The organism is Streptomyces sp. CB02058 (assembly GCF_001905505.1).
GTDB lineage: Bacteria > Actinomycetota > Actinomycetes > Streptomycetales > Streptomycetaceae > Streptomyces.
The window spans coordinates 664,440-690,968 of the sequence record NZ_LIPG01000004.1; the positions used below are offsets into that span (position 1 = coordinate 664,440).

General features: G+C 71.7%; 19 protein-coding genes. 11 read left to right on the forward strand and 8 right to left on the reverse strand.

The features are described 5' to 3' along the window. The first annotated feature begins 65 nt into the window (after window positions 1-65). Genes AMK10_RS23515 through AMK10_RS23525 form a run of 3 tightly spaced genes read left to right on the forward strand, consistent with a single transcriptional unit; the run spans window position 66 to window position 5,999 of the window. Entirely contained in the window at window positions 66-872 is an 807-nt protein-coding gene (locus AMK10_RS23515; RefSeq protein ID WP_073749878.1) for an HlyD family efflux transporter periplasmic adaptor subunit, read from the forward strand. Further along, window positions 869-3,142 (forward strand): NHLP family bacteriocin export ABC transporter peptidase/permease/ATPase subunit, encoded by a 2,274-nt coding sequence (locus AMK10_RS23520; protein ID WP_073749879.1) that lies wholly within the window; start codon window positions 869-871, stop codon window positions 3,140-3,142. The genes AMK10_RS23515 and AMK10_RS23520 overlap by 4 nt, the downstream gene beginning before the upstream one ends. A 1-nt stretch (window position 3,143) precedes the next feature. Continuing rightward, window positions 3,144-5,999, forward strand: a complete 2,856-nt coding sequence (locus AMK10_RS23525; RefSeq protein ID WP_073749880.1) for an NHLP bacteriocin export ABC transporter permease/ATPase subunit — start codon at window positions 3,144-3,146, stop codon at window positions 5,997-5,999. A 50-nt stretch (window positions 6,000-6,049) separates the two neighbouring features. On the opposite strand, the gene tkt is transcribed toward AMK10_RS23525, so the two are convergent. Further along, on the reverse strand, window positions 6,050-8,251 hold the full coding sequence (gene tkt / locus AMK10_RS23530) for a transketolase (RefSeq protein WP_073749881.1): 2,202 nt from the start codon (window positions 8,249-8,251) through the stop codon (window positions 6,050-6,052). A 226-nt stretch (window positions 8,252-8,477) separates the two neighbouring features. Between tkt and AMK10_RS37475 the strand changes: the two genes are divergently transcribed. Further along, window positions 8,478-8,714: a hypothetical protein gene (locus AMK10_RS37475; protein WP_158070896.1), complete on the forward strand. Its 237-nt coding sequence runs from the start codon at window positions 8,478-8,480 to the stop codon at window positions 8,712-8,714. 60 nt (window positions 8,715-8,774) lie between these two features. Here AMK10_RS37475 and AMK10_RS23540 read toward each other — a convergent pair whose 3' ends face one another. Beyond that, complete coding sequence (locus tag AMK10_RS23540) at window positions 8,775-10,439, reverse strand: IclR family transcriptional regulator domain-containing protein (RefSeq protein ID WP_073749883.1); 1,665 nt, start codon at window positions 10,437-10,439, stop codon at window positions 8,775-8,777. Window positions 10,440-10,566: 127 nt separating this feature from the next. Here AMK10_RS23540 and AMK10_RS23545 point away from each other — a divergent pair, with 127 nt between their 5' ends. From AMK10_RS23545 to AMK10_RS23555, 3 genes are read left to right on the forward strand one after another with little or no spacing between them, the layout of a single operon-like run. Continuing rightward, the gene (locus AMK10_RS23545) at window positions 10,567-11,337 is read left to right on the forward strand and encodes a CoA transferase subunit A (protein ID WP_073750176.1); all 771 of its coding nucleotides are present in this window, start codon (window positions 10,567-10,569) and stop codon (window positions 11,335-11,337) included. After that, window positions 11,337-11,984 carry a CoA transferase subunit B gene (locus AMK10_RS23550; RefSeq protein WP_073749884.1) on the forward strand — a complete coding sequence of 216 codons (648 nt, stop codon included), beginning with the start codon at window positions 11,337-11,339 and terminating at the stop codon, window positions 11,982-11,984. Before AMK10_RS23545 ends, AMK10_RS23550 begins: the two co-directional genes overlap by 1 nt. Further along, window positions 11,981-13,195, forward strand: a complete 1,215-nt coding sequence (locus AMK10_RS23555) for a thiolase family protein (RefSeq protein WP_073749885.1) — start codon at window positions 11,981-11,983, stop codon at window positions 13,193-13,195. The genes AMK10_RS23550 and AMK10_RS23555 overlap by 4 nt, the downstream gene beginning before the upstream one ends. 67 nt (window positions 13,196-13,262) lie before the next feature. On the opposite strand, the gene AMK10_RS23560 is transcribed toward AMK10_RS23555, so the two are convergent. After that, window positions 13,263-14,630 carry a carboxypeptidase regulatory-like domain-containing protein gene (locus AMK10_RS23560; RefSeq protein ID WP_073749886.1) on the reverse strand — a complete coding sequence of 456 codons (1,368 nt, stop codon included), beginning with the start codon at window positions 14,628-14,630 and terminating at the stop codon, window positions 13,263-13,265. 100 nt (window positions 14,631-14,730) lie between these two features. Between AMK10_RS23560 and AMK10_RS23565 the strand changes: the two genes are divergently transcribed. From AMK10_RS23565 to AMK10_RS23575, 3 genes are all read left to right on the forward strand, one after another. Then, window positions 14,731-15,342 (forward strand): TetR/AcrR family transcriptional regulator, encoded by a 612-nt coding sequence (locus AMK10_RS23565; protein WP_198959768.1) that lies wholly within the window; start codon window positions 14,731-14,733, stop codon window positions 15,340-15,342. A gap of 171 nt (window positions 15,343-15,513) precedes the next feature. Continuing rightward, window positions 15,514-17,325 carry a SpoIIE family protein phosphatase gene (locus AMK10_RS23570; protein WP_073749888.1) on the forward strand — a complete coding sequence of 604 codons (1,812 nt, stop codon included), beginning with the start codon at window positions 15,514-15,516 and terminating at the stop codon, window positions 17,323-17,325. Window positions 17,326-17,468: 143 nt separating this feature from the next. Further along, the gene (locus AMK10_RS23575; protein WP_073749889.1) at window positions 17,469-18,080 is read left to right on the forward strand and encodes a dihydrofolate reductase family protein; all 612 of its coding nucleotides are present in this window, start codon (window positions 17,469-17,471) and stop codon (window positions 18,078-18,080) included. Window positions 18,081-18,096: 16 nt separating this feature from the next. Here AMK10_RS23575 and AMK10_RS37480 read toward each other — a convergent pair whose 3' ends face one another. The 5 genes from AMK10_RS37480 to AMK10_RS23595 form a co-directional block, all read right to left on the reverse strand. Further along, window positions 18,097-18,237, reverse strand: coding sequence for a hypothetical protein (locus AMK10_RS37480; protein WP_158070897.1), 141 nt, complete (start codon window positions 18,235-18,237; stop codon window positions 18,097-18,099). A gap of 285 nt (window positions 18,238-18,522) precedes the next feature. Then, the gene (locus AMK10_RS23580) at window positions 18,523-21,912 is read right to left on the reverse strand and encodes a CARDB domain-containing protein (protein WP_073749890.1); all 3,390 of its coding nucleotides are present in this window, start codon (window positions 21,910-21,912) and stop codon (window positions 18,523-18,525) included. A gap of 315 nt (window positions 21,913-22,227) precedes the next feature. Next, complete coding sequence (locus AMK10_RS23585; RefSeq protein WP_073749891.1) at window positions 22,228-22,581, reverse strand: VOC family protein; 354 nt, start codon at window positions 22,579-22,581, stop codon at window positions 22,228-22,230. 124 nt (window positions 22,582-22,705) lie between these two features. After that, window positions 22,706-22,951 carry a hypothetical protein gene (locus tag AMK10_RS23590; RefSeq protein WP_073749892.1) on the reverse strand — a complete coding sequence of 82 codons (246 nt, stop codon included), beginning with the start codon at window positions 22,949-22,951 and terminating at the stop codon, window positions 22,706-22,708. A 155-nt stretch (window positions 22,952-23,106) separates the two neighbouring features. Further along, window positions 23,107-24,996, reverse strand: coding sequence for a rhamnogalacturonan lyase family protein (locus AMK10_RS23595; protein ID WP_241839643.1), 1,890 nt, complete (start codon window positions 24,994-24,996; stop codon window positions 23,107-23,109). A gap of 463 nt (window positions 24,997-25,459) precedes the next feature. Here AMK10_RS23595 and AMK10_RS23600 point away from each other — a divergent pair, with 463 nt between their 5' ends. Then, window positions 25,460-26,524, forward strand: a complete 1,065-nt coding sequence (locus AMK10_RS23600; protein WP_073749893.1) for a rhamnogalacturonan acetylesterase — start codon at window positions 25,460-25,462, stop codon at window positions 26,522-26,524. The last annotated feature ends 5 nt before the right edge of the window (window positions 26,525-26,529 follow it).

The window sequence follows — 26,529 nt, forward strand, 5'->3', positions numbered from 1 at the left end:
CGAGCCCCGGAACCCGTCGGTTCCGGGGCTCGGTGCCGACCGCTGACAGGTGAGGAAAGAGTTCCGTGCAGTTCCGCCAACAGGCCCTTTCCAAGCTGCAGTCGCCCGAACAGCTCGATCTCCCGGTGCGCTTCGCCCGTCCACAGGGGCTGCTCGTCCTGGCCGTCACCGTCGCCGTGATGGCCGCCGCGTGCTTCTGGGCCGTCACGGGCTCGGTCGCCAGCACCCTCGACGCGCCCGGCATCCTCACGCACTCACGCGGCAGTTACATCCTGCAGAGCCCGGTGGCCGGACAGATCACCGAGGTGCTCGCCGACGAGGGCGAGACCCTCCCCCGCGACTCCCCCCTGCTCAAGGTCCGTACGGAGCAGGGCGAGCGGGTCGTCCGCACGATCGACGCCGGCCGGCTCACCTCGGTGACTGCCACGATCGGCGCCGTGGTCACCACCGGCGCGGACGTGGCGAGCGTCGAACGGATCGACGGCGCCGACGACCCGCTGGTCGTCCTCCTCTACGTGTCCGGCAGCAGCGCGGCGTCCGTCCCCGTGGGCGCCCCGGTCGACCTCACCGTCCAGTCCGTGCCCTCCCAGCAGTACGGGGTGCTGCGCGGCAAGGTGGCCGCGGTCGGCAGGTCCGCGCAGACACAGCAGCAGATCACCCGCTTCCTCGGCGACGCGCAGCTCGGCAAGGAGTTCTCCCGTGACGGCAGGCCGCTGGCGGTCCTGGTGAGGATCGAGCGGTCGGACTCCACGGAGTCGGGCTACCGCTGGTCCTCGGCCGAGGGCCCTCCGTACGCGATCGGTTCCATGACCCTGGCCACCGGCTCCGTCCGTCTCGCCGACCAGCGCCCGATCGATTGGCTGCTCCCGTGACCGCACCGCACCCCTCCCCCACCGCCCAGCAACTGGCGCCCCCCGGCCGCGGCAGACACCGCCCGGAGAGCTCGCCGGGCAACAGGCGGCGCCCGCGTCCCGCACCGAAGCCCGGGCGGACGAAGACCGTGCGCACCCCCACCGTGCTCCAGATGGAGGCCCTGGAGTGCGGCGCCGCCTCACTGGCGATGGTTCTGGGCCACTACGGCCGGCATGTGCCCCTGGAGGAGCTGCGCATCGCCTGCGGCGTCTCACGTGACGGTTCACGGGCGAGCAACGTCCTCAAGGCGGCCCGGAGTTACGGTCTCCAGGCCAAGGGCATGCAGATGGAACCGGCGGCACTCGCCGAGGTCCAGGGGCCCGCGATCCTGTTCTGGGAGTTCAACCACTACGTCGTCTACGACGGAGCGGGACGCCGGCTCGGGCGGCGCGGGGTGTACATCAACGACCCCGACAAGGGGCGCAGGTTCGTCCCCGCCGAGGACTTCGACACCAGCTTCACCGGGGTCGTCCTCGTGCTCGAACCGGGCGAGGACTTCCGGCGCGGCGGCCGGAAGCCCGGTGTCCTGTCCGCGATGCCGGCCCGGCTGCGCGGCACCACGGGCACGATGCTGGCCGCCCTGCTGGCCAGCCTGCTGCTGGTGGCCGTCGGTGCGACGCTCCCGGCCCTGAGCCGTACGTACATCGACATGTTCCTGATCGGTGAACAGACCTCCCTGCTGGGTGTGCTGTTCGCCGCCATGGGCGCCACGGTGGCCCTCACCGTCGTCCTGACCTGGCTCCAGCAGGCGAATCTGCTGCGCGGGCGCATCATCTCCTCCACGCTCGGCAGCGCGCGCTTCTTCCGGCATCTGCTCCGGCTGCCCGTGACCTTCTTCTCCCAGCGCAGCCCCGCCGACCTCGTCCAGCGCCTCCAGTCGAACGACGCGGTGGCCGAGACGCTCGCCCGGGATCTGACCGCGGCGGGCGTGGACGGCATCGTGGTCCTGCTCTACGCCGTTCTGCTGTGGACGTACGATCCGCAGCTGACCGTCGTCGGTGTGGGGATCGCGCTGCTCAACGTGGTCGCGATGCGCATCGTCGTACGACTGCGGGCCACCGGCACCCAGAAGCTGCGGGCCGACAGCGCGCGGCTGACGAACACGTCGTACACCGGTCTCCAGCTGATCGAGACGATGAAGGCCACCGGCGGCGAGAACGGCTACTTCCGCCGGTGGGCGGGCCAGCACGCGACGACGCTGGAGGAGCAGCAGCGCCTCGGGGTGCCGAGCGCCTGGCTGGGTGTCGTCGCCCCCGCGCTGGCGACGCTGAACAGCGCGCTGATCCTGTGGATCGGTGGTCTGCGGGCCGTCGAGGGGCATCTGTCGATCGGTCTGCTCGTCGCCTTCCAGGCGCTGGTGACCCGCTTCACCGCGCCGGTGACCCGGCTCAACGGGGTGGCGGGCCGGATCCAGGACTTCGCCGCCGATGTGGCCCGGCTGAAGGATGTGGAGAACTTCCCGGTGGACGCGCTGTACTCCCGCCCCGAACCCGCCGCGAGCACCCGGCGGCTGAAGGGTCATGTGACGCTGGAGGACATCACCTTCGGCTACAGCCCGCTCGACAAGCCGCTGCTCACCGGTTTCTCCCTCTCCGTGGGGCCGGGGCAGCAGGTGGCGCTCGTGGGCGGTTCGGGCAGCGGCAAGTCGACGGTCTCGCGGCTCATATCCGGGCTCTACAGCCCGTGGGAGGGCACGATCCGGATCGACGGGCAGCGTCTGGAGGACATCCCCAGGGGCGCGCTGGCCGCGTCCGTCTCCTTCGTCGACCAGGACGTCTTCCTCTTCGAGGGGACCGTCCGGGACAACGTGGCGCTGTGGGACCCCTCGGTGCCGGACGAGGCGGTGGCCGAGGCCCTGCGGGACGCCGCGCTGTACGACGTCGTGGCCCGCCGTCCCCGTGGCATCCACAGCCGGGTGGAGCAGGACGGCCGCAACTTCTCCGGTGGGCAGCGTCAGCGCCTGGAGATCGCCCGCGCGCTCGTACGCCGCCCCAGCATCCTGGTGCTGGACGAGGTGACCAGCGCGCTGGACGCCGAGACGGAGCGGATCATCATCGACAACCTGCGGCGGCGGGGCTGCGCCTGTGTGGTCATCGCGCACCGGCTGAGCACGGTGCGCGACAGCGACGAGATCGTGGTCCTGGACCACGGGACCGTCGTGGAACGCGGCCGGCACGAGCAGCTGGTGGCCGCCGGAGGTCCGTACGCCGAACTGGTCAGGGAGCACTGACGTGGCATCCGCACATCCCCTCGCGGGCACGGAGGCTCCCGGGCAGGACCCGGTCGTCGGCGCGCTGGGAGCGCTCGGCGCGCCCGTCGACTGCACCGGGCTGCGCAGTCTGTCGCTGGAGGGCCCGCAGGTTCTCTGGCTGGTCGTGGGCGGTGCCCTCGACCTGTTCGCGGTCGACGCGGCCGAGCAGGGGCACTGGCACTTCCTGGGCCGCCTGGAACCGGGCACCCTCGTGCTGGGCCCGGTGGAGGGCCCGCAGCACACCCTGGTCGGACGTCCCTCGCAGGAGTGCGTGCTGCGCCGGATCCCGCTGCGTGAGCTGTACCGGCCGGAATACCCCGACCACGGGTACGACGGGCAGTACCGCAGTCACTACGACACCGGGGACGCGGCGCTGAGCCTGCTGGAGCACGCGTTCTCGCTCGGTGTGGGCCGCAGCCAGCGTGTGCTGTTCGAGGCCCCGCTCGACGGGCGGACCGCCTTCGACGGTTCGGTGGGCGACGACGACATCCTCTGGCTGCCGGTCTCGCCGGGCAGTGTGCAGTACGGCGCGGCCTTCAGCGCGGAGGCCGCCGGTGATCTGCTCGTGGACGCGGCGATGTGGCAGGGGATGGTCAACCAGCAGTACCGCCTGCTGTCGGCGCTGGACCGCTGGATCGAGCAGCTGGAGCGCGCGCACGAGGACCGGACCGCGGCCGGGATGAGGGCCGGCGAGGCCGTGCGCAAGGAGGCGGACCAGGCCCTGCTGACCTCGATCGGGCGGTCCGGGAGGAGGGCTTCGGCTGCCCCGGGGGCCTCGGACGACGCGGTGTACGCGGCCTGCCGCCTGGTGGCCGGGGACGCGGGGATCGTCCTCGCGGAGCCCTCGGCGGGCGGCGCGCTGAGCGACCGCGTCGACCCGGTCGAGCGGGTGGCGGTCGCCTCGCGCGTCCGTACCCGGGCGGTGCGGCTCGACGGACGCTGGTGGCGGGAGAACTCGGGACCTCTGGTCGGTCACCGGGCCGCGTCCGGGGCGCCGGTCGCCCTGCTGTGGCGCCGTGGCCGCTACGAGGCGGTGAACCCGCTGACCGGCCGGCGCAGCAGGGTCGACAGCGCGTCCGCGTCCGAGTTCGAGGAGCGTGCCGTGATGTTCTACCGGCCGCTGCCGGACCGGCCGCTGGGCAGACGGCAGCTGCTCCGCTTCGGTCTGTTCGGCACCAGGGGCGACCTGCGGAGGCTGGTCCTGACGGGCCTGGTGACGGTCGCGCTCGGCTCGCTGGTGCCGCTCGCGACCGGCAAGGTCCTCGGGGTGTACGTGCCCAACGCCCGAACGGACCTGATCGTTCAGGTCTCGCTGGCCGTGATCATCACCGGCGTCGTCTCGGCGGCCTTCATGCTGCTGCAGAATCTGACGATCCTGCGGATGGAGGGGCGCGTCGAGAGCACGCTCCAGCCCGCGGTCTGGGACCGTCTGCTGCGGCTGCCGACGAGGTTCTTCACCGAGCGCTCCACAGGGGAACTCGCGAGCGCGGCCATGGGTGTCAGCACCATCCGCCGGGTGCTGTCCGGCACCGGTCCCGTCGTGGTGCAGGCGGGGACGCTCGGGGCGATGAATCTGGGTCTGCTGCTGTGGTTCAGCGTCCCGCTGGCGCTCACGGCGGTCGCGATGCTGGTCGTGATCGCCGGGGTCTTCCTCACCATGGGCCTGTGGGAGCTGCGCTGGCAGCGCCGGCTGGTGGAGCTGGGGAACAAGCTGAACAACCAGGCGTTCCAGACGCTGCGGGGGCTGCCCAAGCTGCGGGTCGCCGCGGCGGAGAGCTTCGCGTACGGCGCCTGGGCGGCGGAGTTCGCCCGCAGCCGTGAGCTGCAGAAGCGGGCGGGCCGGATCAAGAACCTGACGACGGTCCTCAACGCGGTCCATCTGCCGCTGTGTTCACTGATCATCTTCGTCCTGCTGGCGGGGCCGGCGCGCGGCTCGCTCACGGCCGGGGAGTTCCTGACCTTCAACACGTCCGTGACGATGCTGCTGACGGCGGTCACGCAGCTCACCGGGGCGTTCGTGTCGGCCGCGGCGGTGCTGCCGATGTTCGAGCAGATCAAGCCGGTGCTCGACGAGGCGCCCGAGGTGCGCGGCGCCAGCACCCAGCCGGGCGCCCTGTCCGGGGAGATCGAGGCCCGGGGTGTCTCGTTCCGCTACTCCGAGGACGGCCCCCTCGTGCTGGACGAGGTGTCGCTGACCGTGCGGCCGGGCGAGTTCGTGGCGGTCGTGGGCCCCAGCGGCTGCGGGAAGTCGACGCTGCTGCGGCTGCTCATCGGCTTCGACAAGCCGGTCTCGGGCAGCGTCCTGTACGACGGCCAGGACCTGACGGCGCTCGACCAGGCGGCCGTGCGGCGTCAGTGCGGCGTCGTCCTGCAGAACGCCCAGCCCCTGGCCGGGTCGATCCTGGACTGCATCTGCGGCGCCGAGGTCTACTCCCAGGAGGAGGCCTGGGAGGCCGCCGCTCTGGCGGGGCTCGCCGAGGACATCAAGCGGATGCCGATGGGACTGCACACGATGATCTCCGGCGGCGGCTCGATCTCCGGCGGCCAGCGCCAGCGTCTGATGATCGCGCAGGCGCTGGTCCGGCGCCCGCGCATCCTGTTCTTCGACGAGGCCACCAGTGCCCTCGACAACGAGACGCAGCGCACGGTGATCGAGAGCACCAGGTCCCTGCGGGCCACCCGTGTGGTGATCGCGCACCGGCTGTCCACGGTGCTGGACGCCGACCGTGTGATCGTCATGGCGGACGGCCGCGTCGTCCAGGAGGGGCCGCCCGCCGAACTCCTCGCGGACACGTCGGGGCAGCTCCATGAACTGGTGCGCCGCCAGATGAGCTGAGGGCCGGCCGTGCTCCCGCCGGGGAGCACGGCCGGGGGCGCTCGTTCCGGTCAGGCCGGACCAACGGCGCCCCGGACCCGCTGCCCGCCCGGCCTGGGAACCTCCACCGCGTCGCGGATGCTGCCGCGCGCGGCGGCGGCCACCGCCTCGGCCGTGATGCCGAACTCCTCGTAGAGCCGCTGGTAGTCGGCGGACGCGCCGTAGTGCTCCAGGCTCACGATCCGGCCCGCGTCGCCGACGACCTCGCGCCAGCCCTGGCCGACGGCGGCCTCGACGCTGACACGGGCGCGCACCTCGGGCGGCAGCACCTCGTCCTGGTAGGACAACGGCTGTTCGGCGAACCATTCGCGACAGGGCATGGAGACCACGCGCACGGCCAGTCCCTCGTCGATCAGCAGCTTGCGGGCGCCGAGGGCGATGTGGACCTCGGACCCGGTCGCCACCAGGATGACGTCGGGGGTCTTTCCGGACGCCTCCGCGAGGACGTAGGCGCCGCGCGCCGCGCCGTCGGCGGGGGCGTGGACGCCGTCGCCGCGGTCGAGCACCGGCAGGTTCTGCCGCGTCAGGACGAATCCGGCGGGGCGGTCGGTGTGCTCCAGGATCGTCCGCCAGCAGACGGAGGTCTCGTTGGCGTCGCCGGGGCGTACGACGTCGAGGCCGGGGATCGCGCGCAGGGCCGCCAGGTGTTCGACGGGCTGATGGGTGGGGCCGTCCTCGCCGAGCCCGATGGAGTCATGGGTCCAGACATAGGTGGCGGGGAGCTTCATGAGCGCGGCGAGCCGGACCGCGGGGCGCATGTAGTCGCTGAAGGTGAGGAACGTGCCGCCGTAGGGGCGGGTCAGGCTCTGCAGGGCGATCCCGTTGAGTACGGCCCCCATGGCGTGCTCACGGATGCCGAAGTGCAGCGTCCGGCCGTAGGGGCCTCCCGCGAACTCCGCGGTCTGCCGGTCGGCCGGGACGAAGGAGGGCTCGCCGTCCATCGTCGTGTTGTTGCTTCCGGCCAGGTCGGCCGAGCCGCCCCACAGCTCCGGGAGCACGGGGGCGAGGGCGTTGAGCACCTCGCCCGAGGCCTTGCGGGTGGCCATGCCCTTCGCGTCGGCCGGGAACACCGGCAGCGCGTCGGTCCAGCCGTCGGGCAGTTCCTGCTCGCGCAGCCGGTCCAGCAGCGCGGCACGCTCCGGGTTGGCGGCGCGCCACTCCTCGTACGTCTGCCGCCAGCGCTTGTGTTCGGCCCTGCCGCGCTCCCCGACCGCCCGGGTGTGGGCGAGGACCTCGTCCTCGACGGGGAAGTACGTCCCGGGGTCGAAGCCGAGAAGCCGCTTGGTGCCGGCCACCTCCTCGTCGCCCAGGGCCGCGCCGTGCGCCTTGCCGGTGTTCCGCTTCGTGGGCGCGGGCCATCCGATGATCGTGCGCAGCATGATCAGCGAGGGCCTGGTGCGCTCCTCCTTGGCCGCCTCGATCGCGGCGAGAAGGGCGTCCACGTCCTCGACGTAGTCGCCGGTGCGGGTCCAGTCCACGGTCTGGACGTGCCAGCCGTACGCGGCGAAGCGGGCCGGGACATCCTCGCTGAACGAGATGTCGGTGTCGTCCTCGATGGAGATGTGGTTGGAGTCGTAGAAGGTGATGAGGTTGCCGAGCTGCTGATGACCGGCCAGGGACGCGGCCTCGGACGCGACGCCCTCCATCATGTCGCCGTCGGACGCCAGCACGTAGACGTGATGGTCGAACGGGCTGGCACCGGGGGCGGCGTCGGGATCGAGCAGCCCCCTCTCGCGGCGTGCCGCCATCGCCATCCCGACGGAGGCGCCCATGCCCTGGCCGAGCGGGCCGGTGGTGATCTCGACGCCCCGGGTGTGCCGGTACTCCGGGTGGCCGGGGGTCGCGGAGTCCCAGGTCCGCAGGGCCTTCAGATCGTCCAGCTCCAGGCCGTAGCCGGCCAGGTAGAGCTGGATGTAGAGCGTGAGGCTGGTGTGGCCGCAGGAGAGGACGAAGCGGTCCCTGCCCAGCCAGCGCTCGTCGGCCGGGTCGTGCCGCATGACCTGCTGGAACAGCAGATAGGCGAGCGGTGCCAGACTCATCGCCGTACCGGGGTGGCCGTTGCCGGTCTTCTGCACGGCGTCGGCCGCGAGGACACGCACGGTGTCCACCGCCCGGAGGTCCACGTCGCTCCAGCCGGCGCGTTCGGCCACCGGGCGGGCGAGGCCGGGGTCCCGCGACGCGGTGCTGCCGGAGGAGGATCGTTCGGGCGCCATGGTGTGTCTCCCTGTCTCCCCCGGATGTCGCTTCTCGGCGCGACGGGGCCGGTCGGCACGGCTCGCCACTCTTCGCATCCTCTGTTGTCGCGCCGAGCACCGCCACCGGATCGACCGGCGACGTCAACTTCGTCGAGGACACCATCCGTTACCGGATCTTCGACAGCCCGCGGCCCCGGCCGACGTACAAGACGTCAGGTTCACGAAGGAGTACTACGAGAAGATCGTGCGGCCGAACGAGGGCATGTACGACGCGACCGACCCGGACCTCAGGGCGTTCAGGGCGTCCGGCGGCAAGCTGGTCCTCCGGCACGGCCTCGGCGACCTGCGCATCGGCACCCCGGTCCGGTCGGAGGCCGAGGCAGGACCGGCGCTGAAGTGGCTGGGCTCGTTCCGCTCCGGGTGGGAGACGACCGGCAACCGGGGCGACGGCCGGTGGGTCGGCACCCGGGCCAGGTCCTGATCACCCCGCGCGGGCCGGGCCGGCGGGTGGCCCGGCCCGCGTCGGCGCGGAGCGCACCGGTCACACCACCGCCACGTGGGTGAACCGGGACGCGGTGTGGAGTTCGGACTCGATGCCCCCGGCGGTGAGCCGGAGCTGGGGCAGCACGTGCTCCAGGCACTCGGCGATCGTGCGGCTGCTGCTGTGCATCGCCACGTTGATGGAGGCGATCGTCGTGCCCGCCAGGTCGCGGACGGGCACCGCGATCGAGCGCAGGCCCGCTTCGAGCTCCTCGTCTACCAGGGCGTACCCGTTCTCGCGCACCCCCTCCAGGACCGCTTCGAGTGCGGCGCGGCGGGTCAGGGTGTGCGGGGCCAGCGGACGCAGCTCGGCGTGGGCGAGCACCGACCTGAGCTCGCCGGCCGAGAGGTCCGCCAGCAGGACACGGCCCAGTGAGGTCGCGTAGGCGGGGAAGCGGGTGCCGACGGTGATGTTGACGTTCATGATGCGGTGGGTCGCGGCACGCGCCATGTACTGGACGGAGTCGTCCACCAGCACGGCCAGGGAAGCGGAGTCGTGGATCCTCCCCGCGAGGGCGGCCAGGTGCGGTTCGGCGATCCGCGCCAGGGTGATGCGGGAGAGCGGCGGGTATCCGAGCCCCAGGACGCGCGGGGTGAGCCGGTGCTCGCGCCCGTCGACCGCGACGTGGCCGAGGTGCTCGAGGGTGATCAGCGCGCGGCGCGCCGAGGCCCGGGAGAGCCCCGTGGCGCGGGCGACGGCGCTGAGTGTCAGGGCGGGGCCCGTGTCGCCGAAGGCGGTGATGACGGTCAGGCCCCTGGCGAGGGATTCGATGAACTCACGCCCCAGCTCCTGCTTCGAGGCCGCCGTCCACGAGGCGAGCGGCCCGGGGGCGGGTGCGGCAGGGGCGGGAGGCGCGTCGCGCAGCCGGGACTCCATGGCCGCCGAGGCCTCGCGCAACCGGGGCAGCAGGCTGTCGCGGAGCCCTCGCGCGGTGTGCCGGCTGGTGTGGCTGACCACGCTGAGCACGCACGCGATGCCTCCGGCCGGGTCGCGTACGGGCACGGCGAGGGCGAGGAGCCCCGGCTCGATCAGCTGGTCGTCCAGCGCCCAGCCGTCGGTCCGCGCCGCCTCCACGCGCTCCTCGAACCGGTCGTCGGCCGCGGGGGTGCGCTGCGGCAGGGAGGGGAAGCCGGCGCCCTGCGGATCGTCGTCCCGCCTCTTCCTCCAGGCCTGCCACTCCCCCGGCCCCCAGAGGGTGGCGAAGAGCGTGCCGGGGGCGGTGCGTTCGGCGGGCAGGAGGTCGCCGATGCGGAAGCGCAGGGACATGGCCCGGCGCCGGGTGGCCTGGTGCACGAAGCGGATGCCCTCTCCGTCGGGCACCGCGAGGGAGACGGACTCGTCGAGTTCGTCCGCGAGGGCGTCCACCGCCTCACCGAGGAGCCCGGGGACGCGGACCGAGGACAGATAGGCGTTGCCCAGCTCCATCAGGCGCGGGGCGAGGGTGACGGTCCGTCCGTCCAGCCGGACGTATCCGGTGCGGGCGAGGGTGAGCGTGACCCGGTCGACGGTGGAGCGGGCGAGTCCGGTGGCACGCTCCAGGTCGCTGAGGCTGAGAGAGCCGTCCGCGTCGGTCAGCCGCCGCAGCACGGCGATGCCGCGCATGAGCGGGGCGACGGCCTCCGCGGGCACCTCCGCGCCGGACTGTGACGTGCTGGTCGGTGCCATGTGCTCTCCGTCGGCTGGGTGGCGGCAGGGGTCGGGACCGTTGACAGAGCCCGGATGCGGGCGGCAGACTCATCGCATCATAGTGAAGGAAACTTCACTATGCGAACACTAAGGGATGGACGGTTCCATGGACAAGGTGGTCGCGTCGGCGGCGCTGGCCGTCGCCGACGTGCCGGACGGCGCCTCGGTGGCGGTAGGAGGCTTCGGTCTCAGCGGTGTGCCGAACGTGTTGATCGATGCCCTGCACGCGAGCGGCGTGAGCGGGCTCGGAGTCGTATCCAACAACTGCGGGGCGATGGACACCGGTCTCGCCGTGCTGCTCTCCGCGGGCCGGATCAGCCGGGTCACCGGCTCGTACATCGGCGGGAACAAGGAGTTCGCCCGGCAGTACCTCGGGGGCGAGCTCGAGCTCGAACTCATCCCGCAGGGCACCCTGGCCGAGCGGCTGCGCGCGGGCGGGGCCGGCATACCCGCGTTCTACACGCCCGCGGGCGTGGGCACGCAGGTCGCCGACGGCGGACTCCCCTGGCGCTACGACGGCGAGGGCGGCGTCGCCGTGGCCTCCCCGCCCAAGGAAGTACGCGACTTCGACGGCACCGAATACGTCCTGGAGCACAGCATCCGCACCGACTTCGCCCTCGTCAGGGCGGCGAAGGGCGACCGGCACGGCAACCTCGTCTTCAACAAGTCCACCCGCAACTTCAACCCGCTCGCGGCCATGGCCGGCCGCATCACGATCGCGGAGGTCGAGGAGCTCGTGGAGCCGGGCGAGATCGATCCGGACCATGTCCATCTGCCCGGCATCTTCGTGCAGCGGGTGGTCGCGCTGACCGCCGAGCAGGCCGTGGACAAGAAGGTCGAGAAGCGGACGATCACCGAGCGGGAGGCACGGGTCTGATGGCCTGGAACCGGAACGAGATGGCCGCCAGGGCCGCCGCGGAGCTGCGCGACGGCGAGTACGTCAACCTCGGCATCGGGCTGCCGACGCTCATCCCGAACCATCTGCCCGAAGGCGTGAACGTCGTCCTGGAGTCCGAGAACGGCATCCTGGGCACCGGCGCCTTCCCGTACGACGAGGACGTCGACCCCGACCTGATCAACGCGGGCAAGGAGACGGTCACCGTCCGGCCGGGCGCCTCGTTCTTCGACTCGGCGCTCTCCTTCGGCATGATCCGCGGCGGTCACATCGACGCCGCGGTGCTCGGCGCCATGGAGGTGTCCGCCCGCGGCGACCTCGCCAACTGGGCGGTGCCGGGGAAGATGGTGACCGGGATCGGCGGCGCCATGGACCTCGTGCACGGCGCCCGCCGGGTCATCGTGACCATGACGCACACCGCCAAGGACGGCAGTCCGAAGATCGTCGAGGAGTGCACGCTGCCGCTGACCGGCAAGGCGTGCGTCCAGCGCATCATCACCGACCTCGCGGTGCTCGACGTGACCGAGGACGGCCTGGTGCTGGTGGAGACCGCCCCCGGGGTGAGCATCGCCGACGTGCTGGCGAAGACCGCCGCTCCGGTCCGTACGGCCGAGAGGGTCGCCTCATGAGCTTCCGCCCCCGCGACGTCTACATCGTCGACGCCGTCCGCACCCCGGTCGGCAGGTACGACGGGGCGCTCGCGCAGGTCCGGCCCGACGACCTCGCCGCCCATGCCATCCGCGCGCTGCTCGACCGCACCCCGGAGCTCGACCCGGCACGCATCGGGGACGTGGTGCTCGGCAACGCCAACGGCGCGGGCGAGGAGAACCGCAACGTCGGCAGGATGGCCGCGCTCCTCGCCGGGCTGCCGGTCTCCGTCCCCGGCGTCACGGTCAACCGGCTGTGCGCCTCCGGGCTGGAGGCCGTCGTGCACGCGGCGCGTGCCGTGGCGCTGGGCGACCACTCGCTGGTGGTGGCCGGCGGCGTCGAGTCGATGACCCGTGCCCCGTACGTCCTGCCGAAGAGCGACCGCGCCTTCCCGGCCGGGCACACCGAGATGTACTCGACCACCCTGGGCTGGCGCATGGTCAACCCCCGGATGGATCCGCAGTGGACGGTGCCGCTCGGCGAGAGCGCCGAGCTGATCGCGGAGAAGCACGCCATCAGCCGTGAGCAGCAGGACGAGTTCGCGCTCTCGTCCCACCGCAAGGCGTCGGCGGCGCGGGCCGCCGGGCTGTTCGACGACGAGATCGCCCCACTGACGATCCCCCGCCGCAAGGGCGATCCCCTGGTCGTGGACCGGGACGAATGCATCAGGGACGACGCCTCCCTGGAGGCCATGGCCAAGCTCCGCCCGTCCTTCCGCACGGAGAACGGCACCGTCACCGCGGGCAACTCCTCCCCGCTCAACGACGGTGCGGCGGCGCTGCTGCTGGCCGACGAGGAGGGCCTGAGGGCGACCGGCCGCGAGCCGCTGGCCCGGATCACGGCCTCCGCCGTGTCCGCCAACGAGCCGCACTACTTCGGGCTCGCTCCCGTCGAGGCCGTGAACAGGGCGCTGGAGCGGGCGGGCAGGACGTTCGACGATCTCGCGGCCCTCGAACTCAACGAGGCGTTCGCGGCGCAGGTGCTGGGTTGCGTCGCCGAGTGGCCCGGCCTCGACCCGTCCGTGCTCAACCCGCGCGGCGGCGCGATCGCGATCGGCCACCCGCTCGGTGCGTCGGGAGCCCGTCTGGCGGGCTCCGTCGCCCATCAGCTCAAGGCAGCAGGGTCCGGGATCGGTGTGGCGACGCTCTGCATCGGCGTGGGCCAGGGCTCCGCGCTGGTCCTGGAGAGGTAGACGGCACGGCGCGTCGGACTCGTACCGGCCGGGGCGGGAACCACCCTGCCCGGCCGGTACAGCCGTGTCAGGGCCGGCGCGCGGGCTCCCTGCCCGCGCCCCGGCGGTGCAGGGTGAAGTCCGCACGGGCGATCTCACCGGGCCGGATGAGCTGCTGCCGGACGAGCGGACCGCCGTTCGCCGCGGCGACGACGAGGGTGACGTACCCCTCGGGCAGACCGGCCACCGCGTAGTCGCCCCGTTCGTCGGTCCTGGTGCGGAGCAGCTGCCGCCCGGCCGTGTCCATGACGATGACGGCGGCTCCCCGTACGGAGTGCCCTGCCGCGTCGTGGACCGTGCCCGCGAGGGTGGGGACCGGCTCGCCGAAGTGGTGCCGGTGAACGGGCAGCGCGGTGGGCACGGGCGTCTCCAGCGCGGGGTCCTCGACCGGCGGCTCCGGCGGTTCACCCCCGGCGTACGCCCCCGGGGCCCTGCGCTTCTGGAGCAGGGCGTCGAGACCCATGAGAGCCGCACCGGCGGCGATCCAGGCGCACAGCACCACGACGGCCTCGGGCACACCGGCTCCGTCGAAGTAGAGGACACCACGCAGCGCGTCGACCGCGTTGGCCAGAGGCATCACGGCGTGCACGTGCTGGAAGAACGGCGGGAGCATCCCGGCGGCGACGACCCCGCCGCTGGTGGGGATGGACAGCACGATGAACAGGCCCATGCCGGCAGCCGGGAAGAACTGCCGGGCGAAGGGGGCGATGCCCGAGGAGAAGGTGGCCACGGCGGTGGTGAGCAGGAAGGCCACGGCCATCACGGACGGGTCGGAGGGCAGATAGCCCAGCGCCGCGCCCGCTCCCCATCCCACGGCGCCGAACAGGGCCGCGGTCCCCGCGATGGTCAGCAGCTTTCCGCGGCGGCCGAGCGTGACGGCGCGCAGCAGGGTGGTCGCCAGGATGTAGCCGGGGACGCTCCAGGCGATGCCGAAGTAGAGCACGGTCGACCCGAGCAGGTCCTTGTGCACGGTGTGCGCCACGTCCTGGACGGTGAGCCGCTGGTCGCCGCGCTCGGCGACACCTTCGAACACCTCGCGCAGCGTCTGCTCGAAGGACGCCCCGTTGGCCTGGGCGACGTGGAGCACCGCTTGCCGGCCGTGGGAGGTGTAGGCCGCCGCCGCGTCCCGGCCGAGGACCGCCTGCCGGGCGGCCCGCTCGTCGGCCACCGCCGTGACGTCGAAGCCGCCCGGGTGGTTCCGGGCCAGGTCGTCCGCGACCGCCGGGGCGGCCGCCGGGCCGGCGACCACGACCTTCACGTGGTGGGGCTGCGGCGCGTGCAGTGCGGGCGCGAAGCAGAACAGGAAGCCGAGGAAGAGTGCGAACGGAAACCACAGGGCCTCCGCCACGGTCCTCGCCGTGGGCACCCCCCGGGGGCGATGGGTCTGTTCTGCCACGGGGGCTCCTCGGTCGTGCGGCGGGTCCGGCGATCCGGCCGTCCCTGTACGTGCAGTACTGCATTATTGCAGTACTGCACTGATGAAGGGTGACGGCACAGTGACGACCGGTTCCGGAGAAGGACTGCGCGAGCGCAAGAAGAGGGCGACGAGGAAGGCGCTGCAGAGTTCGGCGGTGGCCCTGTTCCGTGAGCGCGGGCCCGAGGCGGTCACCGTGGACGACATCTGCGCCGACGCCGGCGTGTCCCCGCGCACCTTCTTCAACTACTTCGCGACCAAGGAGGAGGCGGTCTTCGTTCTGGAGGAGGGCGCCCCCGAGCTGATCCGGCGACGGATCACCGAGCGTCCCGCACACGAGACGCCTCTGGAGGCGGTCCACGCGGTGCTCGCCGAGCGCTTGGGCGAGCTGACCACCGGCGGGATCCTCCTCGGGCGCGCGGCCCTCCTCCGGGAGCGTCCGGAGCTGCTTCCGCGCATCGCGCAGACCAACCGCGCGGTCGAGGACGCGGTCGTCGCCGCCGTGGCGGCCCGCACCGGCCTCCCGGACACGGACCTCTATGTACGCACCACGGCGGCGGTCGCCTTCGCCGCCCAGCAGGCGGCCGTCGCGTGCTGGCGCCCCGATGCGGGCGAGGACGCGGTCACGGTGCTGGAGAGGGCCGTCGGCCTGGTCCGCGACGGTCTTGCACGGCCGACACCGCCGGGCCACTGAGCCCGCCCGGCTCCTTACCCGTCGACGCCCCGTCCCCCGAGCGGCGAAACCGGCGTTCCGGATGAATGATGAACAGATGCTGATCGGTAGGACCGCGCGCACGGCCTCCCGGACCACGGTCCCGGCGGCGGGCCGGGCCGAGACCTGCCCCGGTACGGCGAGGGCCGCACGATGAGGTCCACGGACGGGCTGCTGGAGATCGGCTTCATGCGCACGGTGTTCGACAGCCTGGGGGCCGGGGTCTTCGTCACCGACACCCGTGGCAGTCTCACCGCGAGCAATCCGCGGGCGCAGGACCTCCTCGGCCGTCCGCAGGAGGAGATGCTCGGCCGGGACATGCACGATCTGCTGCACCGGGGCCGGGACGGCGGCACGATCCCTCGCGACGAGTGCGGCCTGATGGCCGTCCTGGACACCGGCCGGCCCGCCGAGGGAAGCGAGGAACTCTTCCTGCGCGGGGACGGCAGCCTGGTCCCGGTCATCTGGGCGGCCACCCCGCTGCGGCACGAGGGGAGTGTGGAGGGCGCGGTGGTCGTCTTCCACGACTTCAGCCTGCACCGCGACGCCGCCGAACAGACCGCGGCCTATCTCGCCGCCCTGGAGGGGCTCACCGCCCGCCTGACGATGGTGGCGGAGGTCTCGACGGTCCTCATCTCCGCCCTGGACACCCCGGAGATGCTGAACAGGCTGGCCGCCCTGCTCGTGCCGGACATGGGCGACTGGTCGGCCATCGACGTGCACACGGCGGGGCATCCGGGCGGGATGCGGCGCGTGACGGTCCGTACCGCCGGACACGAGGCGACGGCCGCGCTCACGGGGCCGCTGCCGCCGGTACCCGAGTCCACCCGTTCGGCCGTGGTGCAGGCCCTGCGGAACGCCGAGCCCGTCGTCATGGACGCGGACGCCCTCACGGAGCGGCCGGACAGCCCGCTCGCGGCAGCGCACCGGGGTCTGTTCGACCGGCTGGGCGGCACCTGCGCCGTCGTGGTGCCCCTGCACACCCGGCGGCAGGTCTTCGGCGTGCTGACCGTGGCGCGCGTCGATCCGGATTCCTCGTACACCGAGGCCGAGCTCTTCGTGCTGACGGACATCGCGCGGCGGGCCGGCCTCGTCATGGAGGCCGCCGTGCTCTTCGAGCAGCAGCGCCACGTGGCCGAGACCATGCAGCGCCAGCTCCTCACACCCCTGCCGCAGGTCGACGACCTGACGCTGGCGGCCCGCTACCGGCCCGCCGAGAGCGCGGCCGAGATCGGCGGCGACTGGTACGACTCGTTCCTCCTCGGCGACGGGGTCCTGACGATGGTCATCGGCGACGTCGTCGGCCACGACCTCAAGGCCGCCGCCCACATGGCCGAGGTCCGCAACATGCTGCGCGCCCTGGCCTGGGACCGGACGGAGCCGCCCAGCCTGATCATTCGCCGGCTGGACGAGGCGATGACGCATACGAGCGACGCCCCCATGGCGACCTGCGTCTTCGCGCGCATCGAGGGCGAGGCGGGCGGCCCCCGGCGGCTCCACTGGGTCAACGCCGGCCACCCGCCGCCCCTCCTGATCACCGCCGAGGGGGACGCGCGTTTCCTCGAAGGCGGCCACGGACCCCTGCTCGGTCTCAGCTCGGCCCTGCACATGGGGCCGGCCTGGCCCGACGCGCACGCCGACCTCCCGCCCCGTTCGACCCTCCTGCTCTACACCGACGGACTGGTCGAGAGCCGCACCCGCGACATCGACGAGGGCCTCGCCGCGCTGCGCGCGCATGCTGCGGACCTGGCCGGCCACGACATCGAGGACTTCCTCGACGAACTCCTGGCCCGCATCGACCCCAGCGGCGACGATGTCGCACTGCTGGTCCTGCGCATCCCGCCGGAGAGCGCGGACAGCGAGGCCCCGCCGCAGCACGCGCACAGCCCGGCCGCCGACGACCGCGGGGCCCCCGGCTCCCGTGTCGAGGACTCACCGGTCAGGGACACGTCCGAACAGGCCTGACCCGTACGGCCGGCACGGCCGCGGATTCCGGGCCCCGCGACACGCGGACCGACGAGTTCTCGCCTGCCATGGCGTCCGGGACGTGGGCACAATCGTGGCCCGCGGCGAAGAGGCCGGCCCGGACCGGAGGAGAGTGGTGCGTGATGAGGCTTGTCGTACAGCAGTTCCTGACGCTCGACGGGGTCTCGCAGGGCCCGGGGGCACCGGACGAGGACCGCAGTGACGGCTTCGACCAGGGTGGCTGGTTCGTGCCGCACATGGACGAGGTCTTCGAGGAGGTGGCCGCCTCCTGGCTCGGCACGGCGGACGCGCTGCTGTTCGGCCGTCGTACGTACGAGAACTTCGCGCGGGACTGGCCGGCCATGACCGACCACCCGTTCGCGCCCCTGATGAACGGCCTGCCGAAGTACGTCGCCTCCCACAGCCTGACGACGGGCAGCTGGAATCCGACGACGGTCCTGAACGGGGATGTGCCGGCCCAGGTCGCCGAGGTGAAGAACCTGCCCGGCCGGGACCTCCAGATCCACGGCAGCGCCCTGCTGGCCCAGTCCCTGCTGGCGGCGGGCCTGGTCGACGAACTGCGGCTGGCGATCGCCCCGGTCGTGGTCGGCCGCGGCCGACGGCTCTTCCCGGACGGCGGCGCCCCGGCCGGTCTGCGGCTGGTCAGCCACAGGACGACGCCGGGCGGGCTCTCGGTCCACATCTTCGAGTCGGCGGGATCACCCGCTCACGGGATCTACGGGGCCGGAGCGTAGAGCCCTTCCCCCTGGATCAGGCCGAGTGCCCCGGAGGGGGCTCCTTGTCCTGGAGGCGGCGGCCCTCTTCCCGCAGCCGCGGGTTCTGAAGGGCCTTGCCGTCCGCTTCCATCATCCGACCGCGCACGTGCTTGAGCGCGGAGGCCATCTTGCCCATGAAGTTCACCTCAACCGACGAAACGTCGCATAATTCTCTCTCCACCACATTTCTCCCACCCGCCGAAACTGAATGCAAGTCCCATGGGAGCGGCCTGTACGGGGCATCGATTTCTCGGAGTGGCGGCAGCCGGACCTCGCCATGAGCGCGCCGGCCGCCAGGGGCGGCCGTGCCACCGGCACGGCCGCCCCTGGCCCGTTCTGGACCGGTCAGCCCCTGCTCACTGGTGCTCCCCGCTCCGGGGAGCACCCGCGTCCGTACCGTCCGGTGACGGCAGGTTCGCTTCTACTCACGGGCGCTCGCCCTCCCCGTGCCGCCCTGGATGACGAACTGCGACCCCGGCTCGACCACGACGTCACCGTCGGCGGAACCGGTGATGGTCACATCGGTGAGCGTGGCACTGCCCCGCGCGCCTCCATGGGCCAGGATCCCCGCGCCGTTGATCGAGTTCTCGACGCGGACACCCGTTATCCGCGCTCCCGGCACGGACCCGCCGCCCGACTTGAACTGGATGCCGTCGTACGTCGAATCGAGGATGTCGGTGTCCCGGATCGTGACACCGGGGATGTCCTGCCCGGCCGCGAACAAGGTGATCGCGCCGAACTCCTGGGCCTCTCCCCAGAACGCCCCTCCCGTACGGTGCAGCGCGTTGTTGGCGATCAGCGTCTGCCCGGAGAAGGGCAGCGGGTCGTGGTCGGTCGCCAGCATGATGCCGGGGTAGTTCATCGTGTCGGAGATGATGTTGTTCTCGATCGTGTTGCCGTAACCGCCGTAGATCGCGATGCCGTTGGCCCTCCAGGGCAGTTGGATGGTGTTGTTGCGGAAGTGGTTGTCGTGGCCGACGTCCACCGAGGGGTTCTTCACGTACTTGCTCGACCACACCGCCAGCGCGTCGTCCCCCGTGTTCCTCAGGGACGAGTTGAACACCGTCGAATCACGTGTTCCGTTGGCGAAGTTGATGCCGTCCGCGTAGGTGTTGCGGATGCGCATGCCGGTGAACTCGACGCGCTGGGCGGGTCCCCAGAGGTCCGGGATGTTGTCGTAGTCACGGCCCACCCAGACACCCACGTTGGCGTGCTCCAGCCAGACGTTGGTGATCGCGGTGTCCTCGCCGAAGCGCCCGTTCAGGCCCACTCCGCCCTCGGCGTTGCCGTCCCCGCCCCGGATGGTGCCCGAGCCGAAGATCGCGATGTCGGAGATCTTGGTGTTGTCGTCGATGTCGAAGCCGAAGTTCCCCTCGTGCGGGTGGTTGATGCCTCCGGCGTCCTGGGGCGGGGTGAGGGTGTAGAGCTGGGAGTGCCACATGCCCGCACCGCGGATCGTGACGTCCCTGATGCCGACCTGGTTGAACTGGCCCCGGTTCAAGGGGTCGTCGGTCAGGATCTTCTGCTCCTGCCGCCACTGCCCCGGCGGGATCCATACGCAGCCGATGTCACCGTTCTGGTCGGCGGTCACCGCCCGCTGGATGGCGTCCGTGTCGTCGATCCCGTCGTTCGGGACGGCTCCGTAGGTGGTGATCGAGGTGCATCCGGCCGGCTGGGCGGCAGCGGGTGCCACCTGCTCCAGGTCCACCAGATCGATGACGTAGAAGGCGGCCGTGTCGCCCGCGTCGCGCTGGAGGCGGAACTTCGTACCGGCGGGGTAGCTCCGGCCGAGCAGGGCGTTGGACTCGTCGAACAGCCGGCGGGCGTCCGCGCCCGGCCGGTTGCTCAGGCCCTCCGGGCTGTCCGTGTCGCCGTAGAGCCAGCTGTGCTTGGAGGAGAGGGTCAGCTTCCGGACGAAGGTGCCGTCGGCGTAGAGGCTGATCGTGGCCTCCGCCCCTCCGCCGCCCGGGGCGTCGGGCACGGAGTTGCGGACCACGATCGAGTTCGACGGCACGGTGGAGGTGACCTCGACGTACTCGCCCGCGGAGTCGAGCCGCACGGACTCCCGGCCCGAGGACTCGGTCGCGAAGTTGGTGTGCCCGAAGGTGCGCTTCTGGTCGGACTTCAGCAACGTGCCCTTGTACGCGCCCTGTTCGGCCTCGTACTCGGTGTAGGGGACCGCCGCCCCGCGGCCGACGACCATGGCGCGCGAGAAGACGTTGTTGTTCTCGTCGGTCTCCGCGACGGTACCGGTGGCGTCGGCGGTCGCGGTGAGGTTGGCCCCGCCGCTCTTCGCGGTCCAGCTCCCGCTGACGGGCACGGTGACCGTGCCCCCGGCGGGAACGGGTCCGGTGGCGCCGTCCAGCGTGGTGCTCTCCACGAGGAGGCGGGTGACGGTCGAGGAACTCACCGCCGACGTACCGCGGTTGTGGACGGAGACGCTGAAGGTGACGGCTGCGCCCACGGCGGGGTTCGACGGTGTGGAGGTGATGGCGAGCACCTCCAGGTCGGGTCCGGGGCTCCGGCCGACCACGAGTTTCGTGGAGGCGGTGCGGCTGTTGTTGCCGTTGTCCTGTTCGACGACCGTGTCCGTCGGGTCGACCACCGCCGAGACGGTGTACGAGCCCGCCGGTCGCTTCCCGACGTCGACGGCGACGGTGGCCGACGCTCCGGCGGCGAGGGCCTTCACCGGGGCGCTGCCCGCGACGACGCCTTCGATGCTGACGTCGACGGCCGTCGCTGCGGCGTCCGAGGTGCCCGTGTTGCGTACGGTGGCGTTCACGGTGACGCCGTCCTTCTCGGACGGCTCGGTGGGCGACCATGTCAGCTCGGAGACGGTCAGGTCCGGGTTGGGGGCGGCGGTGCCGACGACCTGGATCTCCGCGACCTGGGCGCCCGGAGCACCCGTGTTGGCGAAGAACTTGAGCTGCACGTCCGCGTAGCGCCCGCTGACCGGGATCGTCACGGTGTTCTCGTTGCCGGAGGGGCTGAACACATGGTCCGCCCGGTCCTTCAGCGAGGTGAAGCCGGTGGCGGACTGCGCCCGCCCGAGGACCTGGAGACTCTGGGTACGGGTGGCCCACGCCTGCTCCGGGGAGAGCTTGACGACGACGGCCTCGATGTCGGCGTCCGCGCCGAGCTTCACCGTGAGGGTGGCGGGATGGCCGGCGGACTCCCAGTACGTGCCGGGCTTGCCGTCATTGGCGTTGGCCGCCACATAGGCCTGTGCGACGGACGAGGCCTCGATGGGTTTGCCGAGTGCGAGGTTGGAGCCGTTCGCGGGCGGCGGGCCCGAGTCCTCGTCGCCGTAGACCTCCACCTGGGAGAGCTGCGCGGCGTTCCAGCCGGTGTTCGCGGTCACCTGTACGCGGATGTAGCGCACCTGCTCCGCGGTCAGGTCGATGGTGACGGAGTTGGCCGCCGACGGGCTGAACACCCGTGCGGCGGAGGCGGCGAGGGTGCTGTACGTGTCTCCGTCCGTGCTGCCCTGGACGGCGAGCGTCTGGGTGCGCGCCTCCCAGGTCGTGGGGAGCCTGAGCACCACCTGGTCGACGTCGAAGCGCCCGCCGAGATCGATCCGGACCCACTGCGGGAGGGTGCCCGGGCTCTCCCAGTAGGTCTGCTGGCTGCCGTCGGTGACGTTCGACGCCGGATAGGCGCCGTGCGAACCGCCGGCCGTCACCTGCTTGCCGAGGGCCAGGTCGGTGCGTGGTGCGGCTGCCGTGGCGCTGACCGGCAGGAGGCCGACGGTCATCAGCGCGGCTGTCACCGCGCCGAGGACGAACCGCCGGCCGAGTTGCTTCCATCTCATGCTGTCCTCTGTTCCGTTGGCCTCGCCGATGGGGGGTGTGCCGGGACGCCGACAGGAGAGGGAGCACACCTCCCGCCGGAACTCGCGCATATTGCCTAGGATTTTGAGTGATGCAGTCAATATTTTGCGGTGTCGCGGAGACAGGTTTCTAGCAGCCCGGACTTTTGTCAACGGTCCTCACACACGGACACCACGGGCACCCCCGTCCGCCGCGCGGCTCGGGGCGGGGCGAACGGGCCGCAAGGGGGCAGGCCGGATGCGTGTTCGTGAAAGGCGGCCCGGCAGCGAGCGGGACCGGAGAGATACGGGGGCGGATCAGAAGAACTGCGACAGGCAGAACTCGTGGCCCTCGGGGTCGGCCATCACGACGACCACCCCCTCGTCGTAGTCGTGCCGCTCACCGGTGGACCGGCCTCCCAGGGCGATGACCTGGGCGATCCCCTGGTCGATGTCGTCGACCAGGACATCCAGGTGCAGGCGCACCTTGCCCGGATTCGGCTCCGTCACGGGCTGGAAGACCAGGCGCGGCTGGGGGTCGTCGTGACGGCCGAGATAGACCCAGCCGGGCCGGGAGGGGCCCGGCTCGCGGTCGAGCAGTTCGCTCCAGAAGGCCGACACCCGCGCCACGTCGAGGCAGTCGACGGTCACACCCACCCAGCGGTTCGTCACGGGGCCGGTACTCCTTCGCGTGTCGCACGCGGGCCTCGGGCCTGCCGGTGCGTGAGCGGTGTGTCGTCGGGGGCGCCAGTGGTGCGCACCGCCGCGCCCGACTGTACCGGGAGCCGGTCCCGCCTCAGCCGCGTATGCCGCTGGGGCCGGCGTCGCCCTCCGCTCGCATCCACAGCAACGGATGCCGGTCCTGGTCGTCGGCCAACGGGTCACTGCTGCGGGCCGGCCGGCCGTCGACGCGGGAAGGCATCACGAACGCGCGGGAAGCGGAGCCGTCGGTGAGGCCGACGGTCGCCCCTGTGCCGGGGTCGAGGACGGCATGGCCTCCGAAGTCCAGGACGGGCGGGGCGCTCCCGGGTGCGGGCGGCACGGCGTTTTCTCCCTCCGGGTCTGCTCGGGCGGGCGGCGCGCCACGGCCCCGGGCCGGCGACGCGGTTCGTCGTCGGCCCGGGGCCGTGGGTCAAGGTCGGCGGGGCGGGGCGCCCCGCGCAGGGTCGGCGGGGGGGGGGGGGGCGGCGCGCCCTCTCAGTCCGCCCGCGGGGCGTAGACGATGGCCGGCCGGGGCGGCTCGCTCATGCCGTCGCCGAGGAAGTAGTCGACCTCGTGCGACTGCAGATAGCCCTTGACCGTCATGTCGTTCCGGTAGGCGGGGTTGTGGGCGAGTGTGTACAGCCGTGTGCTGGTCGGCTGGTCGGTGGTGAACACGATGAGCTCGTCGTGGTCGGAGTCGGTGTAGACCGCCTCCTCCCTCCAGTCACCCATGATGTCGCCGACCAGGGTGGGGTTTCCCGCGCTCCCCACGCCCGTCGCTCCGAACCTGGACGTGGTCAGCACCCTCGGGAGGCTGTTGCTCGGTGAGGGGGTCTCGGGGTTCCACTTCTCCAGCTTGCCGTTGTTGAGGAGTTCCATGGTGGTGTCACCGTCCCACCAGATGCCCAGCGCCGGCCAGGGTGCCAGCGAGGTGTCGGGCTCCGTCAGCTCGTTGCGGGGAGCGTTGTGGACGCCGGAGAACGACCATGCCTCCATCCCCGGGTGGCGGGGGTCGATGTCCCCGACGAGGCCGCGGCCCACGTCGCTGACGCCCTCCTCGCTGTGCTGCCAGATCATGCTGCCGTCGGTCGCGTCGTAGTAGTACTCGCGCAGTCCGCTCGGGTTGTCCTGCTGGATGCCGTAGCCCTGGAGGCCGGGGCGGCCGGGGTCCATCTTCGCGAGGTAGAAGCGGTCGCCGTGGACTACGCCTTGGGAGCTCAGGGAGTAGCGCAGCGTTCCGTCGCCGTTGAGGACGAAGCCGATCTCGGCGATCTCGTCCTTGCCGTCACCGTCGACGTCGATGATCCGGGTGTTGTGTCCGTCGGACGCGGCCTGGTCGCCGCGCAGCCACTTCCACTGCCGTTCGACGGTGTCGCCGTCGAAGTTCCACGCGGTCATCATGAGGTTGAAGCTGCCGCTGCCGACGCGGTTCTTCATGAACGCCACCAGGCTCGGGGTGGATCCGTTCAGGTGACCCACCCCGAAGCGGGCGTACATGGGGCCGTCGGCGATGTAGTCGTCCGGCACCGGCGCCGTGGCCCGCGCGGCTCCCGTGCGGCCGTCGAGCACGGCGATGAACTGGTGCTCGTCGTCGCCGTAGGAGAAGGTCTCGCCGTCGCCGAAGGTGACGCCGTTCGCGATGCGCACCGCCACCTCGGCGCGGCCGTCACCGTCGAGGTCGTGGACGGTCACGCCGTCCCAGTTCCCCACGTCGATGGTGGCGGAGCCGCCCTCGATGTTGTTCTGGTCGGTGCTGTTGGGGCCCATGTCCATGCGCCAGAGCAGGGTGCCGTCGCTGCGGTAGGCCTCGATCTTCTGAGGGGAGGTCTGGCGGTCCACGACGTAGTCGTACGTCCCGTCGCCGTCGAGGTCCCCGACCCAGGTGAACTTGACCGGGCCGCCCGCTTCGAGGGGGACGCGGACGACGGGTTCCTGGGCGTGGTCCGCGGTGAGGGTGAAGGCCTTGCTGGAAGCCTGCTCCTTGCCGTCCACCACCGGGCGTACGCGGTAGCTGTTGCTCTTCGTCAGGTCGGCGGTGGCGTCGGTGAAGTTCGTCGCGCCGGTCAGAACCTGGGAGTTGAGCTTCGTCGAGGACGCTCCGTCCGTCGAGCGGTACACGTTGAAGCCCGTGCTCGCGGGGTCGAGGCCCAGCAGCCGCCACGAGACCAGGACCTCGGCACTGTTCCTGCGTACGGCCACCACGGCGCGGTCGAGGTTCTCCATCGTCCGGGCGACCGCCGCCGTTCCGCTGCTGCGGGCGGCCCCGGGGGCCGCTTCGGCCTGTGGCGGACCTGGGAGCAGGGCTGCGGCAGCGGCGAGAACCGCCGCTGCCGCGGCCGCCGCCCCCCATGCCCTGCCCGTGCGTTGCTTTCGGTGCGGGTGCACGAAGACCTCCATGGCTTCGTCTGCGGATGCTGTGGGGCCGCCCTCGTCCCGTTGACGCGCACCGCCCCGTTCGGCGGACGCGCTCTCGACGCCCCGGTGTTTCAACATGCTTCGTTTCGACGCATGTTGGTGTCCATCTGCACCGCCCGTCAATGCCTGGGACGGAAGAGGAGTGAGGTTCCATCACGCCAACAAGGCTTCTCCCAGCGCAGATACGCCCTCCACCTCGGCACGAGCCCGAGGACACCGCACCGCTCGCTGCATCAGACTGAACGCTTCAGAACAGGATTGCACTTTTCTGTTGACGTGTGCCTGACGTTGCAGCACAGTGCAGTGGCGCGGCTCGCCCGTCCGGCATCGCCGCGCACTCCCTCCGGCGCTCGGGGCCATGAGCCGGCCGCGTACGCCCCGCCCCGGTCGCCCTTCACCTCATCCACGGACCACTTCGGGAAGGGACTCCCCCATGCGTCCGCACGTCCGCACCACCCGATACGCCGGCGGCGTAGCGATGCTGACCGCTCTCACCGCCCTCACCGCGGTGCTCGCCTCACCCGCGCACGCCGGCACCACCGGCCGGGGCGCACTGCCCCGGGGATGCTCCGCCACCGCGGACGGGGTGGACTGCCACTTCGACGTGGAGCCGGGCAACTACCGTGTGACCGCGCTGCTGGGCGGCACCGCCGCGGGCAGTACGTACATCAGCGCCGAGCAGCGCCGGACCATGCTCGCGGAGACGGCGACCGATGCGGGACGGGTCGTCCGCAGGAGCTTCACCGTGAACGTGAGGGCCGCCGAGGGCGAGCCGACGCAGGAGGCCGGAACTCCGGGGCTCGACCTGCGATTCCGCGGGTCGGCCCCGCTGCTCGCCGGGCTGCGGGTGACACCCGCGCGCCACACCCCGCAGATCCTGCTGGCCGGCGACTCCACGGTCTGCGACCAGCGGAACGATCCCTATGCGGGCTGGGGCCAGGAGCTTCCGCAGCTGCTGAGGGTGGGTGTCTCCGTCGCGAACTACGCCGACGGCGGGGAGAGCACGGTCAGCTTCCTCGCCGATCCGCTGCTCTTCGACGCCGTGGAGTCCGAGGTGCGCCGCGGTGACCTGGTACTGATCCAGCTCGCACACAACGACAAGACCACCACCGCCGAGGAGTACCGCGCCAATCTGGCCGAGATGGCGGAGCGGGTGATCGCTCGTGGGGGCGAGCCGGTGTTCGTCACACCGATCGTCAGGCGGCGTATGCAGAAGGACGGCACCCTCGACGCGGTGGCCCAGCACGTGATGACGGCGAACCTCCCCGTCGAGATGCGGGCGCTGGCGGCCGAGCTGGGCATTCCTGTCGTCGACCTCACCGACCGGACGAAGGAGCTGGTCGAGGGCCTGGGGATCGAGGCGTCCAAGGACCTCTATCTGACGAAGGTCAACGGGGACAACACCCACACCTCCGTCCACGGTGCGAAGACCTTCGCCGGGATCGTCGTCGAGGAGCTGCTGGCACAGGGGCTGGTGCCCGCGCGGGCGGTCCGCTGAGAGGT